15 protein-coding genes are annotated in these 14,846 nt (G+C 71.7%); 12 read left to right on the plus strand and 3 right to left on the minus strand.

Annotation, left to right across the window (positions count from 1 at the left end; translation table 11 throughout):
* Positions 1-3: 3 nt before the first annotated feature.
* Positions 4-762 (minus strand): phosphodiester glycosidase family protein, encoded by a 759-nt coding sequence (locus tag T8T21_RS11980; protein WP_407660135.1) that lies wholly within the window; start codon positions 760-762, stop codon positions 4-6.
* A gap of 2 nt (positions 763-764) precedes the next feature.
* Positions 765-1,205: a 30S ribosome-binding factor RbfA gene (rbfA, locus tag T8T21_RS11985; RefSeq protein ID WP_183470023.1), complete on the minus strand. Its 441-nt coding sequence runs from the start codon at positions 1,203-1,205 to the stop codon at positions 765-767.
* Between the two features lie 84 nt (positions 1,206-1,289).
* Between rbfA and dapB the strand changes: the two genes are divergently transcribed.
* Positions 1,290-2,108 (plus strand): 4-hydroxy-tetrahydrodipicolinate reductase, encoded by an 819-nt coding sequence (gene dapB / locus T8T21_RS11990; protein WP_183470021.1) that lies wholly within the window; start codon positions 1,290-1,292, stop codon positions 2,106-2,108.
* Positions 2,109-2,112: 4 nt separating this feature from the next.
* Here dapB and T8T21_RS11995 read toward each other — a convergent pair whose 3' ends face one another.
* A complete protein-coding gene (locus tag T8T21_RS11995; RefSeq protein ID WP_183470019.1) occupies positions 2,113-2,304 on the minus strand; it encodes a DUF1674 domain-containing protein in 192 nt (63 codons plus the stop codon).
* A 122-nt stretch (positions 2,305-2,426) separates the two neighbouring features.
* Between T8T21_RS11995 and T8T21_RS12000 the strand changes: the two genes are divergently transcribed.
* From T8T21_RS12000 to T8T21_RS12050, 11 genes are all read left to right on the plus strand, one after another.
* Entirely contained in the window at positions 2,427-3,725 is a 1,299-nt protein-coding gene (locus T8T21_RS12000; RefSeq protein ID WP_322335763.1) for an RsmB/NOP family class I SAM-dependent RNA methyltransferase, read from the plus strand.
* A gap of 24 nt (positions 3,726-3,749) precedes the next feature.
* Positions 3,750-5,453 (plus strand): heparinase II/III family protein, encoded by a 1,704-nt coding sequence (locus T8T21_RS12005; RefSeq protein ID WP_322335764.1) that lies wholly within the window; start codon positions 3,750-3,752, stop codon positions 5,451-5,453.
* Between the two features lie 31 nt (positions 5,454-5,484).
* The gene (gene purH, locus T8T21_RS12010) at positions 5,485-7,071 is read left to right on the plus strand and encodes a bifunctional phosphoribosylaminoimidazolecarboxamide formyltransferase/IMP cyclohydrolase (protein WP_322335765.1); all 1,587 of its coding nucleotides are present in this window, start codon (positions 5,485-5,487) and stop codon (positions 7,069-7,071) included.
* A 10-nt stretch (positions 7,072-7,081) separates the two neighbouring features.
* Positions 7,082-7,609 (plus strand): signal peptidase II, encoded by a 528-nt coding sequence (lspA, locus tag T8T21_RS12015; RefSeq protein WP_183470012.1) that lies wholly within the window; start codon positions 7,082-7,084, stop codon positions 7,607-7,609.
* A 56-nt stretch (positions 7,610-7,665) separates the two neighbouring features.
* Entirely contained in the window at positions 7,666-7,905 is a 240-nt protein-coding gene (locus tag T8T21_RS12020) for a DUF3035 domain-containing protein (protein WP_322335766.1), read from the plus strand.
* A gap of 85 nt (positions 7,906-7,990) precedes the next feature.
* The gene (locus T8T21_RS12025; protein ID WP_322335767.1) at positions 7,991-9,346 is read left to right on the plus strand and encodes a M16 family metallopeptidase; all 1,356 of its coding nucleotides are present in this window, start codon (positions 7,991-7,993) and stop codon (positions 9,344-9,346) included.
* Positions 9,343-10,707, plus strand: coding sequence for a M16 family metallopeptidase (locus T8T21_RS12030; protein WP_322335768.1), 1,365 nt, complete (start codon positions 9,343-9,345; stop codon positions 10,705-10,707). The genes T8T21_RS12025 and T8T21_RS12030 overlap by 4 nt, the downstream gene beginning before the upstream one ends.
* 42 nt (positions 10,708-10,749) lie before the next feature.
* A complete protein-coding gene (gene mutL / locus T8T21_RS12035; RefSeq protein WP_322335769.1) occupies positions 10,750-12,687 on the plus strand; it encodes a DNA mismatch repair endonuclease MutL in 1,938 nt (645 codons plus the stop codon).
* A gap of 62 nt (positions 12,688-12,749) precedes the next feature.
* Positions 12,750-13,274 carry a hypothetical protein gene (locus T8T21_RS12040; RefSeq protein ID WP_322335770.1) on the plus strand — a complete coding sequence of 175 codons (525 nt, stop codon included), beginning with the start codon at positions 12,750-12,752 and terminating at the stop codon, positions 13,272-13,274.
* Between the two features lie 183 nt (positions 13,275-13,457).
* Positions 13,458-13,676, plus strand: coding sequence for a DUF6732 family protein (locus T8T21_RS12045; protein ID WP_322335771.1), 219 nt, complete (start codon positions 13,458-13,460; stop codon positions 13,674-13,676).
* Positions 13,673-14,830 carry a sirohydrochlorin chelatase gene (locus T8T21_RS12050; RefSeq protein WP_322335772.1) on the plus strand — a complete coding sequence of 386 codons (1,158 nt, stop codon included), beginning with the start codon at positions 13,673-13,675 and terminating at the stop codon, positions 14,828-14,830. Before T8T21_RS12045 ends, T8T21_RS12050 begins: the two co-directional genes overlap by 4 nt.
* Positions 14,831-14,846: the final 16 nt, after the last annotated feature.

The following is a 14,846-nucleotide window of genomic DNA, read 5'->3' on the forward strand; positions in this document are numbered from 1 at the left end:
GGCCTAGCCGTCGGGGCGCGCGCCGTCAACGGGGGCCAGCACGCCGACGATCGGCCCCATGGCAAAGCCGAAATCCGAACGTCCCAGCCCGGGCGCGTGCAGACGGCTGACATTGCCGTCGAAATAGAGCGCCTGCGGCAGCTCCAGCGCGTCGCGGAAGAACGAGCCGAATTCGTGGAAGGTGACCGGCTGGTTGGCGATGACGAAGACCGCGCGGTCGCCTGCCTCGGTCGTGCCGACGCCGTTGCGGATGTTGCGCGAGGTGCTGTCGGGCAGGAAACGCGGATGCAGCTCGCCGTTGATCACCAGCATCGGCCCCGACTGCGTGGCGTAGAGGCATTCGGGCGCCTCGGCCTCGTAGCGCAGGGTCTCGATCACCCGGGCGCTGTCGTCGTCGATGCAGAACACCCCGTTGGGCAGCATCCCGAAATTGCCCGGACCCGGATTGGTGACGAGGCGCATCACCTCTTCGCCATTCTCGAGATACTGGCCGACCGGGCGGCGGTCGGGGTGATACATGCCGGCGTTCATCGCGAAAACGAGGCGCTGGTCGCCAGCCTCGCGGTCGATCGCTTGGAAGCTGCCATAGAGGCCGCCATTCTCATCCGTCAGGAACAGCCGCAGGTCGTCGGCCGCCGGATCGGCCTCGCAGACCGTGTAGGACAGGCCCGCATGCTCGACATCCTCGCAGGCCGCCGCACCCGCCGGCAGCGCCAGCGCGCAGCCTGCCGCGAGGCCGAGACCGGCCAGCGCCAGCTGCAGCCTCACGCGTCGTCCTCGTCGCCGTCCCCGCTCTCGCGGCGGGCTTCGACGGCGGCCACGTCGCGGCGCACCCTCTCGTCCGAGAGCAGGCGGCGGGTTTCGTCCATGCGGTCGAAGCTGCGGTCGATCTCGAACTTCAGGTCCGGCGCGTGCTTGAGCTTCATGCTGCGCGCCAGCTGGTGACGGATCTCGGGCTTGGCCCGCCTCAGCGCGTCGAGCACACCCTGCTCGTCGCCGCCGCCCAAGGGCAGCACGAAGCAGGTGGCGCGCTTGAGGTCGGGGGTCACGCGCACCTCGCCGACGGTGATCGACACCGCCGCGAGATCGGGCTCGTGCAGGTCGCCACGGGTCAGCAGCTCGGACAGGCTGCGGCGGATCAGCTCGCCCACGCGCAGCTGGCGCTGCGAGGGGCCACGGGGTTCGGAGGCACGGGATTTGCTCATGCGCCCCATCTAGTCGCGGTACCCGGTCTTGCCAAGCGGGCGCGGCCCGCGCCAGACAGGGACAACGCAGGAAAGGACGGACCTATGACCGAGACGGCACCGGGAATCGTGATCATGGGAGCGGCGGGCCGGATGGGCCGGATGCTCGTGCACGCGGTCTGCGACAGCGGGCAGGCGCGGCTCGCCGGCGCCGTGGTGCGTTCGGGCCACGAATGGGTCGGCCGCGATGTCGGCCACGCCATGGGCGGCCCGGCAATGGGGGTGATCGCCACCGACGATCCGCTCGAGGCGATGGCCCGGGCGCAGGGCGTGATCGATTTCACCACGCCCGAGACCACGCTCGAGATCGCGCATCTGGCCGCGCAGGCCCGGGCGGTGCACGTGATCGGCACCACCGGCTTCACCGAGACCCAGATCGAGAAGCTGGTCCCGGCGGCGCGGCACTGCACGCAGATCCGGGCCGGCAACATGAGCCTCGGGGTGAACCTGCTGACCGGGCTGACCAAGATGGTCGCGGCGGCGCTGGACGAGGGCTGGGATGTCGAGGTGGTCGAGGCCCATCACAACCGCAAGGCCGATGCGCCCTCCGGCACGGCGCTGATGCTGGGCGAGGCCGCGGCCGAGGGGCGCGGCGTGCGGCTGTCCGAGGTGGCCGATCGCGGCCGCGACGGCATCACCGGCGCGCGAACCGAGGGTCATATCGGCTTCTCGGCGATTCGCGGCGGCGACATCGTCGGCGAGCACGACGTGATCTTTGCAGGGCAGGGCGAACGCATCGTGCTGCGCCACATGGCGACCGACCGGATGATCTTCGCGCGCGGCGCGCTCAGGGCGGCGCTGTGGGGGCAGGGGCGGCCGCCGGGACAGCACGACATGATCGACGTGCTTGGGCTCGCCCGCTGAAGCCTCAGAAGTCGATGGCGAGGCCCTGCTTCTCCCAATCGCCGTAGCGTACCGGCTCGGGGCCGTCGCGGCCGCCCAGTTCGGTCGGCATCTGCGCGGCGCGGTCCAGCGCCTCGCGACGGGCGCGGGCCTCGGCCAGGGCGCGCTGCGCGGCGGGGGGCAGGTCGGTGGCTGGAGTCTGAGTTTCGTCGGCCATGGGGCTCTCCTCTGCGCGGGCGCACGGGGCAATGCTTGTGCGCAAGCGCACGGGGTAATGCTTGTGCGGCGGGTGATCGGGATATACGTGCTGTGCGGTTTCCAACAACCCCCGGACACGCCATGACCGACGCACGCGCCACCGCCCCCGATGACGGCCTCGCCGCGCGCCGCGCTGCGCTGCATCTGATCGGGCAGGCCACCGGCAGCCAGCGGCTGCTGTCCGAAAGCATCGCTGCCGGCGCGCTGGAGCGGCTGTCGCCGCCCGATCGCGCCCGCGCCCAGCGCCTCGCCACCCAGGCGCTGCGGCAGCTGCCGCGCGCCGACCGGGCGCTCAAGCCGTTCCTCGCCAAGCAGCCGCCGCTCGCGGTGCGCAACGCGCTGCGGCTCGGCGCGGTGGAGATCATGGAAGGCGCGGCGCCGCACGGCGTGGTCAACGCCATGGTGCAGATCATCGGTCACGGCAAACGCACCCAGAGCTACAAGGGCCTCGTCAACGCGGTGCTGCGCCGCCTCGGCGACCAGGACCCGCAGGCCTGGGCGAAGCTGCCGGTACCCAAGCTGCCGAACTGGCTGCGCGGCCCGATGGTCGCGGCCTGGGGGCGGGACGCGGTCGCGGCGATGGAGGCGGTGCAGGCCGAGGCCCCGCCGCTCGACCTGACGGCCAAGGGCGATCCGGCGGCGCTGGCCGAACGGCTCGGGGCCGAGCTGCTGCCGACCGGCTCGCTGCGGCTGCACGAGGCGGGGCAGGTCTCCGCGCTGCCGGGCTTCGAGTCCGGTGACTGGTGGGTGCAGGACGCCGCCGCCGCCGTGGCGGCGCGGGTGCTCGACGCCCGGCCCGGCGAGCGGGTGCTCGACCTGTGCGCCGCGCCGGGCGGCAAGACCATGCAGCTTGCCGCTGCCGGCGCCGAGGTGACCGCGCTCGACCTGTCGGAGGCGCGGCTTGGGCGGTTGCACGAGAATCTCGACCGCACCGGCCTGTCGGCCCGCATCGTGCAGGGCGACGCGCTGGAGTTCGACGAGGGCGGCTTCGACGCGATCCTTCTGGACGCGCCCTGCTCGGCCACCGGCACGATCCGCCGCCACCCCGACCTGCCGCACGCCAAGGACGGGGCCGAGTTCGGCGCGCTGATCGAGCTGCAGGCGGAGATGATTGACCATGCGCTGGGCCTGCTCGCGCCGGGCGGACGGCTGGTCTTCTGCACCTGTTCGCTGCTGCCTGACGAGGGCGAGGTGCAGGTCGAGGAGGCGCTGGCGCGGCACCCCGGCTTGGTGAACGACCGCGCGGCGCTGGCGCGGCCCGGCATCGCGGAGGACTGGATCGGCCCCGAGGGGCTCCGACTCAGACCCGATTTCTGGGCCGATCGCGGTGGCATGGACGGATTCTTCATCGCCTGCCTGCGCCGGCCCCAGACCGCGTGACATCCCGCCCCGCCTCGCCCTAGCATGGCCCCGCGCGCAGGTGTCGGGGGAGAGCGGACCGGGATGACGGTGATGGGGCGGATCTTGGGGCTGGAGCGGTTCTGGCGTCGCCGCGATGCGCGGGCCGTGCCGACCGCGCTGGCCCGGCCCGGCCCGCCACCGGGCCTCGGCGAGGCGGCGCGGGGTCGCGCGCTGGTCGAGGCGGCGCGGGGCGGACGCTCGATCCTGATGCTGGCACCCGGCCCGAATACCGAGGCGATGCACCGTTTCGGCTGGCTCGACGACCTCGCCGCGCTGGGCGGCCCGGCGGCGCGCGATCTCGCCTGGCGCTGGATCGATGAGTGGATCGGCCGGCACGAGGGGCCGGGCGAGGGCTGGAGCCCGGACATCCTGTCGGCGCGGATCGCGCGCTGGGTCGGGCACGCCGCCTGGCTCACCCAGACGCCGCCGCGCCCGGAGCGGCGGGCCCTCTTCCTGCGCAGCCTGTCGCGGCAGACACGCTGGCTGGCCCGGCATTGGTCCGGGGCGGCGCCGTCCGAACGGCCGCAGGTGCTCGCCGCGCTGATCGCGGCCGAGACGGCGCTCGACGGGGCACCGGCCCAGCCCGCCCGCCGGGCCGCCGCCATGGGCCGGGCCGCGGCCGAGGCAGTGGGACCCGATGGCGGCATCGGCGCGCGGGCGCCCGAGGCGCTGCTCGAGCTGTTCTGCGCGCTGATCGAATCTGCGGAGCTGCTGGGCCAGCACGTCACGCCGCCACACCGCGACGCGATCGCCCGCATCGCCCCGGTGCTGCGCGGGCTGCGCCATGTCGATGGCGGGCTGGCGCGGTTTCATGGCGGTGGTCGCGGCGCGCCGGGCCGGGTCGAGCGCGCGTTGGCCCAGGCGCCACGGGGCGCCGCGGCGCCGCTGCCGATGGGGTTCGCCCGGCTCGCCTCGGGGCGCAGCAGCGTGATCATCGACGCCGCCGCGCCGCCGGAGGGGCCGGGGGCGACCATGGCCCATGCCTCGACCTTGGCCTTCGAGATGACCGTCGGGCGGCGCCCGCTCATCGTCAATTGCGGTTCCGGGCTGCGGCACGGCCCGGATTGGCGCCGGGCCGGGCGCGCCACGCCGTCGCATTCGACGCTGTGCGTCGAGGGCCGCTCCTCGGCCCGGCTCGATCAGGCCCCGGATGGCCGCGAGACGCTGCGCGACGGGCCGCGCGAGGTGCTTACGCATCGCTTCGACGCCGAGCGGCTGCAGCGGATGGAGGCGAGCCATGACGCCTGGCGCAAGGCGTTCGGGCTGACCCATGATCGGCGGCTCGCGCTCGACCGGGGCGGCGCGGTGCTGGTGGGGGAGGATCTCCTGACCACGCTCGGCCCGCCCGACGAGCGCGCCTTCGAGGCGGCGAGCCGGGCTGGCCGCCATCCGGGCGTCGGCTTCGCGATCCGCTTTCACCTCCATCCCGACGTCGTGGCCGAGAGCGACCCTCACGGCACCACGGCAAGGCTGACGCTGCGCTCGGGCGAGGTGTGGGAGCTGTCGCATGACGGCGGCGCGCGGCTGTCTCTGGCGCCCTCGGTCTATCTCGAAAACAGCCATCCCGACCCGGTCCCGACGCAACAGGTGGTTTTATCCGGCCGCGCGATGGCCTATGCGACGCTCGTCCGCTGGTCGCTCGTTCGGATGGGCGACGGCGTGCCGGCCCCGCGCGACCTGTGGCGCGGGGAGGACGCCCCGGCATGAGTCGCGCGGACCAGACCAGGAAGGACGACCCATGACCTCGCTTGCCCCGCTGCGCCGCGCGCTGCTCTCCGTCTCCGACAAGACCGGCTTGATCGACCTCGCCCGCGCGCTCGATGCCCGCGGCGTCGAGCTGCTCTCCACCGGCGGCTCCGCCAAGGCGCTGCGCGAGGCGGGCCTGCCGGTTCGGGACGCGGCCGAGGTCACCGGCTTCCCCGAGATGATGGATGGCCGGGTCAAGACGCTGCACCCCAAGGTCCATGGCGGCCTGTTGGCGGTGCGCTCGGACGAGGGCCATGTCGCGGCGATGCAGGAGCATGGCATTCCGGCGATCGACCTGCTGGTGGTCAATCTCTACCCCTTCGAGGAGACGGTCGCGAAGGGCGGCGATTACGACGACTGCATCGAGAACATCGACATCGGCGGCCCGGCTATGATCCGCGCCGCCGCCAAGAACCACGCCGATGTCTGCGTGGTCACCGATGTCGAGGATTACGAGGCGCTGCTCGCCGAGCTCGACACCCATGACGGCCAGACCGACCTGCCGTTCCGCAAGCGGCTCGCCCAGACCGCCTATGCCCGCACCGCCGCCTATGACGCCGCCGTCTCGACCTGGATGGCCTCCGCCATCGGCGAGACCGCGCCGCGCCGCCGCGCATTCGCCGGCACGCTTGCCCAGACGCTGCGCTACGGCGAGAACCCGCACCAGCAGGCGGCCTTCTACACCGATGGCTCGATGCGCCCCGGCGTCGCCACCGCGACCCAGATCCAGGGCAAGGAACTGAGCTACAACAACATCAACGACACCGACGCGGCCTATGAGCTGGTGGCCGAGTTCGGCGGCGACGCGCCCGCCTGCGCGATCATCAAGCATGCCAACCCCTGCGGCGTCGCCACCGGCGGCTCGCTCAAGGAGGCCTATGCGCGGGCCTTCGATTGCGACCGCACCTCGGCTTTCGGCGGCATCGTCGCGCTGAACCGCCCGCTCGATGGGGCGACCGCGGAAGAGATCGCCAAGATCTTCACCGAGGTGGTGATCGCGCCCGGCGCCGATGAGGACGCCCGCGCAGTCTTTGCCGCCAAGAAGAACCTGCGGCTGCTCGTCACCGACGCGCTGCCCGATCCGCGCAGCCCCCGCCTCGCCTATCGGCAGGTGGCGGGCGGCCTTCTGGTGCAAGACCATGATTCTGGCTTCGTGTCGCGCGACGACCTCAAGGTGGTGACCAAGCGCGCGCCCTCGGCGCAGGAGCTCGACGACCTGATGTTCGCCTGGACCGTGGCGCGGCACGTGAAGTCGAACGCGATCGTCTATGCCAAGGGCGGCCAGACCGTCGGCGTGGGCGCCGGCCAGATGAGCCGACTCGACAGCGCGCTGATCGCGGCGGCCAAGGCGGGCCGCATGGGCGAGGCGCTTGGCCTCTCCGAAAGCCCGGCCAAGGGTTCGGTCGTGGCCTCCGACGCGTTCTTCCCCTTTGCCGACGGGCTGATGGAGGCTGCCGGCGCCGGCGTCACCGCCGTCATCCAGCCGGGCGGCTCGATGCGCGACAACGAGGTGATTGCGGCGGCCGACGAGGCGGGTCTGGCGATGGTGCTGACCGGCATGCGGCATTTCCGGCACTGAGGCGGGCAGGATGCGATTGACGCTGTGGACAGGCTTCTGGGTATTTCTCGTCGATCAGGCGGTGAAATACCTGGTGGTGCACGCGCTCGGGCTGATGGAGCGGCTGCAGATAACCGTGATTCCCGGCATTCTCGATTTCCGCATGGCGTGGAATCGCGGCGTCAATTTCGGGCTCTTCGCCGGGTTCGACATGCGTTGGATCCTGGTCGGGCTGGCGCTGCTGATCTCGGCCGCGGTGCTGGTCTGGATCGCCCGCGAGGGCGGCGGCCGGATGATGCGGATCTCGGCCGGGCTTCTGGTCGGCGGCGCGCTGGGCAACGTGGTCGACCGGGTGCTCTATGGCGCGGTGGCGGATTTCCTCAATGTCAGCTGCTGCGGCATCGAGAACCCCTATGCCTTCAACGTCGCCGACATCGCGATCTTCGCCGGTGCGGTGGGGCTGGTGCTGTTCGGCGGCGACAAGCGCTCCGATGGCCAGAGCCCCGGCCCGCAAGCCGGGCGGGGCGGCCGGCGCAAGCGCGGCACAAAGAGCCCGTGACCCGGCGCGCGAGCTGGGCTAGGCAGGACAACGGACGAGATCGACGGGGACGACTTATGCGACTGGCACTGGCCGCGGGGCTGACCGCGCTGACACTCGCGGCCTGCGGTAAGGGCGGCGACGGCCCGGCGGGCCCGGATCCGACCACCGTGGTGCCGCAGCGCCCGCTCGAGATCCCGGCCCGGCTCGACCTGCCGCCGCCGGCGCCCGGCGCGGCCAACCGCGCCGACCCGGCGCCCGCCGAGATCGCCCTGCGCACCGGCACGCCCCAGACCGCGCTGCAGCCGCCCTTCTGAGCGCTCGCGCCGGCTCACGAAGCCGTGGCGACGCTTGCGGTGCCCGGGCTGTGCCGTAGGTTGTGTGCAGCGAAGGAGGCACTTCATGCTGCGCAGACTGGCCCTGGCCGCCCCCCTCATCCTGGCGCTGCCCGCGGCGGCCCAGGAGGCCGCCCCCGCGGCGGGTGACGCGGTGACGACCTACACCCTCGACAACGGGCTCGAGCTGGTGGTGATCGAGGATCACCGCGCCCCGGTCGTCACCCAGATGCTGTGGTACCGGGTCGGCTCGGCCGACGAGCCGCAAGGCGCCTCTGGCGCCGCGCATTTCCTCGAACACCTCCTGTTCAAGGCGACCGACGATCTCGCCGCGGGCGAGTTCTCGGCGACGGTGGCCGCGAATGGCGGCTCCGACAACGCCTTCACCTCGACCGACTACACCGCCTATTTCCAGCGCGTCGCCGCCGACCGGCTGCCGCTGATGATGGAGATGGAAGCCGAGCGGATGAACGATCTGCGGCTCACCGATGCCGATATCGAGACCGAGCGGCAGGTAATCGTCGAGGAGCGCAACCAGCGCACCGAGAGCAATCCGGGCGCGCTGGCGCGCGAACAGATGAACGCGGCTCAGTATCTCAACCATCCCTACGGCGCGCCGGTGATCGGCTGGATGCACGAGATCGAAGAGCTGGGGCATGACGAGGTGCGCGCCGTCTACGACGCCTATTACGCACCGGGCAACGCCACTCTCGTGGTGGCCGGCGACGTGGAGCCCGCGGCGGTGCTGGCGCTCGCCGAGGAGCATTACGGCGCATTGCCCGCCGAGGAGGGCCTGCCCGAACGCGCCCGCCCGCAGGAGCCGCCGCAGCGTGCGGCGCGCCGGCTCTCCTACGAGGATCCGCGCGTCTCGCAGCCCTATCTGCTGCGCGGCTATCTCGCGCCCGAGCGCGATTCGGGGGACCAGCGCGCGGCGGCGGCCCTCACCGTGCTGGCCGAGATCCTCGGCGGATCCTCCTTCACCTCGGTGCTGGCCGAGGAGCTGGTGTTCGAGCGCGAGATCGCGCTGAACGCGGGCGCGGGCTATGACGGCATGTCGCTCGACGACACGACCTTCACCCTGTCGGTTCTGCCAAAGCCCGGAACGGGCCTCGACGAGGCCGAGGAGGCGCTCGACGCGGCGCTGGCGGCCTTCCTCGAGGCCGGTCCGACCGAAGAGCAGATGGACCGGGTCCGCACCCGGCTGCGCGCCGCCGAGATCTATGCCCGCGATTCGGTCGAGGGGCTGGCGCGCCGCTACGGCGCCGCGCTGAGCCAGGGCCTGACGGTGGAGGATGTCGCCGAGTGGCCCGAACTGCTGCAATCGGTGGCCGCCGAGGAGGTGGTCGAGGCCGGTCGCGCCCTGTTCGACCCCGACCGCAGCGTCACCATGACCGTCACCCCCGAAGAGGAGGCGTCCCGATGATCCGCGCATTCAGCCTCGCCATTGCCCTGACGCTCGGCACCGCCGGTCTCGTGCGGGCGGAGATCGAGATCCAGGAGGTCACCTCGCCCGGCGGCATCGATGCCTGGCTGGTCGAGGATCACTCGATCCCCTTCACCGCGCTGGAGATCCGCTTCGAGGGCGGCACTGGGCTCGACGACCCCGACAGGCTCGGTGCCGTCAACCTGATGGCCGGTCTTCTGGAGGAGGGGGCGGGCGAGATGGACGCCCGGGCCTTCCAGGCCGCGCGCGAGGATCTGGCCGCGAGCTTTTCCTTCGATGTCGGGGCCGACACCCTGTCGGTCTCGGCGCGGATGCTGACCGAGAACCGCGAGGCGGCGGTCGATCTGCTGCGCGCCGCGCTGGTCGAGCCGCGATTCGATCCGGTGGCGACCGAGCGGGTGCGCGGGCAGGTGCTTTCGATCCTCGCGCAGGAGGCGCAGAACCCGCGCCGCATCGCCGGTCGCGCCTTTTACGAGGCCGCCTTCGGCGACCACCCCTATGGCCGACCGGACAACGGCACGCCCGAGAGCGTGGCGGCGCTGACCCGCGAGGATCTCGTCGCGGCGCACCAGGCGGCGCTGACCCGCGACGGCGTGCATGTCGGCGCAGTGGGCGACATCACCCCCGAGGAGCTGGGCCAGCTGCTCGACGAATTGCTGGGCGATCTGCCGGAAAGCGGGCCCGAGTTGCCGGGACATGTCGATTTCGGTCTCGAGGGCGGCATCGAGGTGATCGACTACCCCTCGCCGCAGTCGGTGGCGATGTTCGGCCAGCCGGGGCTCAAGCGCGATGACGAGGATTTCTTCGCCGCCTATGTGCTCAACCACATCCTCGGCGGGGGCGGCTTCGAGAGCCGGCTGATGACCGAGGTGCGCGAAAAGCGCGGCCTGACCTACGGCGTCGGCACCGATCTGGTGCCGCTGGAGAATGCCGAGTTCTGGGTCGGCTCTCTGGCCTCGGCCAATGACCGGGTGGGAGAGGCGATCGAGGTGATCCGCGCCGAATGGGACCGCATCGCCCGCGACGGTGTCACTCAGGAGGAGCTCGACGCCGCCAAGACCTTCCTCACCGGGGAGTACCCGCTGCGCTTCGACGGCAACGGGCCGATCGCCGACATCCTCGTCGGCATGCAGGTGACCGGGCTGCCGCCCGAATACGTCACCGAGCGCAACGCGCTGATCGAGGCGGTGACGCTCGAAGAGATCAACCGGGTGGCGGCGGAGCGGGTCGAGCCAGACCGGCTGCATTTCGTGGTAGTGGGCCGGCCCGAGGGGTTGGCGCAGGACGCGGCGGCCGGGCCTGAGGTGGTGTTGCCACGGGTGCTGCTGCCTGCGGAGTAACGCCCCTCGCGCGGCGGCGCGGGACCGTGCTAGGCTCGCGCCATGACGCTGCACGACACCACGCCCCCGCGCCCCGTGATCCGCCAGCTCGACGAGGCGGCGATCAACCGCATCGCCGCGGGCGAGGTGGTCGAGCGTCCGGCCTCGGCGGTCAAGGAGCTGGTCGAGAACGCGCTCGACGCCGGCGCCCGCCGGATCGAGGTGACGGTGGCGGCGGGCGGCAAGCGGCTGATCCGCGTCGCCGATGACGGCTGCGGCATGACGCCCGAGGAGCTGCCGCTGGCGCTGGCGCGCCACGCCACTTCCAAGATCGACGGCTCTGACCTGCTGGCCATCCATTCCTTCGGGTTTCGCGGCGAGGCGCTGGCCTCGCTCGGCGCGGTCGGACGGCTGGTGCTGACCTCGCGCGCCGCCGGTCATGAGGCGGCGGCGATCCGGGTCGAGGGCGGCCGTCTCGGCCCGGTGACCCCGGCGGCGCTGGGACGCGGCACGGTAGTCGAGCTGCGCGACCTGTTTCACGCCACCCCGGCCCGGCTCAAATTCATGCGCACCGACCGTGCCGAAGGGCAGGCCCTCGCCGAGGTGCTGCGCCGGCTGGCCATGGCCGAGCCGCATGTCGCCTTCATCCTGCGCGACGCCACCGATGGCCGCGACCGCGAGATCCTGCGCCTCGATGCCGAAAGCGGCGATCCGGTCGAAGCGCTCGGCAACCGTCTTGCCGCGATCATGGGGCAGGAGTTCCGCGACAACGCGCTGCCGGTGGATGGCGAGCGCGACGGGCTGCACCTCACCGGCTTCGCGGCGCTGCCAACCTATTCGCGCGGCGCCGGGGTGAGCCAGCACGTCTTCGTCAACGGCCGGCCGGTGCTCGACCGGCAGCTGACCGGGGCGCTGCGCGCGGCCTATATGGACTTCCTGTCGCGCGACCGGTTTCCGGCCGCCGCGCTGTTCGTCGAATGCGAACCGCATCTGGTCGACGTCAACGTCCACCCGGCGAAATCCGAGGTCCGGTTCCGCGACCCGCAGGCGGTGCGCGGGCTGATCGTCTCCACCCTGCGCGCGGTGCTGTCGGGGGCGGGGCACCGTGCCTCGACCACGGTTGCGGCGGGCACGTTGGAAGCGATGCGCCCCGGTCCGGCGTCTGCGAAGCCTCCGGCAGGTGATGCCGGCGGGCTGATCGACGAGGAGGACCGCCCCGGCCGCGCCGCGCCGCCGCCGCGCATCTACCAGATGGAGCGCCCCACCGCCCGGGCGATGCAGGTCGCGCGGCTGGGCCAGGCGCCGGGCATGGCGGAGTCGAGCTTCGGCTTCGAGACCGCGCCGCCCGCGATGCCGGGCCGGCTTCCCGGCACCGAGGCCCCGTCGGCGCGGGTCGAGCCGGAGGCGGAGACGGGCGCCGAGGCGCTGCCGCTCGGCGCGGCGCGGGCGCAGTTGCATGGCAACTGGATCGTCGCCCAGACCGAGACCGGCATGGTGCTGGTGGACCAGCACGCCGCGCATGAGCGGCTGGTCTATGAGCGGTTGAAGCGGCAGATGGCGGAGAACGGCGTCGCCGCCCAAGCGCTGCTGGTGCCGGAAATCGTCGAGCTGGGGGCGGGGGCGGAGCGGCTGCTCGAGGCCGCCGAGGATCTCGCCGGTCTGGGTCTGGTGATCGAAAGCTTCGGCCCCGGCACGGTCGCGGTGCGCGAAACGCCGGCGCTGCTGGGCCGGATCGACGCGGCCGCGCTGCTGCGCGACATCCTGGACGAACTGGAGGATCTCGACGCCTCGACCGCGCTGCCCGCGCGGCTCGACGCGATCCTGAGCCGGGTGGCGTGCCATGGCTCGGTGCGCTCGGGCCGCCGGATGCGGGCCGAGGAGATGAACGCGCTGTTGCGCGAGATGGAGGCGACGCCGGGATCGGGCCAGTGCAACCACGGCCGTCCCACCTATGTCGAATTGAAGTTGGCGGATATCGAGAGGTTGTTCGGCCGGCGTTGACGCTTGCCGGGGATTACCTCACGTCTATGTGAAGTGGTGGCCAGGGAACGAGGAGCCAAAGGATGCGACTGGGTGTGAAGACGGGGGCCGCGGCGCTGGCCTTGTTTCTGGCAGGTTGCGGCGAGGTCGAGCCGCTTGTGATGCCGTTGCTCGAATCGGCGGCGTTGCCGCCGATGGCACCGCCCGTGGCGGCAGTGCGGGTGCTTCCCGAACCCCAGCCCTTCGAGCCGGAATATGCCGAGCGGCCCTTCGAGAAGGGCCCGATGTCGGTCATCGCCCCCGACCCGCAGGGCGACATGGCGACATGGCGCCTCATCCCCTGCCAGGGCGGGCAGGCGATCTGCGTCAACGGCCATGCCGGGCGGCTGTCGATGGCCGAGGACACCTATGTCGTCAGCGGCGTGCACGGGATGAGCTTCCATCTCGAGACCGGCGGCGGCGGCTTCGTGACCCGCAGCGGCGGCGGCAAGTTCGCGCCCTGGAAGGCGCCCCTCGCCTGGGAGCATTTCCCCGAGATCGAGCTTACCGCTCTGGCCCGACCGGCCGTGGTGGTGTCGACGCCAAGTCGCCCGCTCGTCATGAAGTGACGCATCGAGGGGTTTCGCCCCGGCGCGGCCACGGCTATGGAGGGGGCTGACGAAGCCCAAAGTGGCCGGAACGGTCGGTGGTGCGGGGGTCGACCCAGACAGGGGACCGGAGCGCCACGTCGTCCTCGACCCGTCGCGATGCACGCGGCGGGCGCCGGCCATTGCCAGATCGAGAGGTCCGCGATGCGCCACATCCTCCTGCCGACGATCCCGCTCATCATGCCGGGGATGGCCGCGGCCCATCCGGGCCACATGACCGACCTTGCCGGGCACGACCACTGGGTCGCCGGCGCGGCGATCGGGCTGGCCATTGCGCTCGGGCTGTGGGGTGCGTTGAAGGGCGGGCGCTCCGAGGAGAAGGCCGAGGGCACCGACGAGCAGGGTGACGAGGCCAAGGCATGAACGCCCCCAAGACCGGCGTGATGATCTGCGGCCACGGCTCGCGCAGCCAGTCGGCGGTGGACGAATTCGCGGTGCTGGCCGAGAAGCTGCCCGCGCTGCTGCCGCCGGACTGGCCGGTCGAATACGGCTATCTCGAATTCGCCAACCCGGTGATCCGCGACGGGCTCGACCGGCTGCGCGAACAGGGCTGCACCCGCATCCTCGCGGTGCCGGGCATGCTGTTCGCGGCAATGCACGCCAAGAACGACATCCCGACCGTGCTCAACACCTATGCCGCCAAGCACGGCATCGAGATCATCTATGGCCGCGAGCTGGGGGTCGATCCGCGCATGATCGCCGCCGCCGCCGACCGGATCCGGAGCGCGCTTGACGCCAACCCCTCCGACGTGCCGATGCACGAGACCTGCCTCGTGGTGATCGGGCGCGGTGCCTCCGACCCCGACGCCAACGGCAACGTCGCCAAGGTGGCGCGGCTCCTGTGGGAAGGGATGGGCTTCGGCTGGTGCGAGACCGGCTATTCCGGCGTTACCTTCCCGCTGGTCGAGCCCTGCCTCGAGCACGTGGCGCGGCTTGGCTACCGCCGCGTGGTGGTGTTCCCCTATTTCCTGTTCTCCGGCATCCTGATCGACCGCATCTACGGCTTTACCGACCAGGTGGCCGAGGCGCATCCCGAGCTGGATTTCGTCAAGGCGCCCTATCTGGGCGATCATCAGGAGGTGCTGGCCACCTTCGCCGAGCGGGTGACCGAACTCGCGGGAGAGGCCGTGCCGCCGACCTGCGGCATGTGCAAGTACCGCACCCAGGTTCTGGGCTTCGAGGCCGAGGTCGGCGCGGTGCAGGAGAGCCATCACCACCATGTCGAGGGGCAGGGGGCGAACGCGCCGGGCTCCAACGTGGCGGATTGCGCGCTCTGCGCCGATTTCTGCACCGGGATGTGCCGGCTTGACGCCGAGGCGCGCCACGCCCATGCCCATGCGCACGGGCTGCCGCACGATCATGACCATGACCACGATCACGGACACAGCCATGATCACGGGCACGGGCATCACCATCATCACCACGGGCATGACTACGACCACGATCATCACCACGCGCCCTATCCGCAGGCCGACCACCCGCTCGGCCCGCTCAGCGTGCTGAAATCGCGCAAGTGAACCTCGCCATTCCTCA

This window comes from Limimaricola variabilis (assembly GCF_034371605.1).
GTDB lineage: Bacteria > Pseudomonadota > Alphaproteobacteria > Rhodobacterales > Rhodobacteraceae > Limimaricola > Limimaricola variabilis.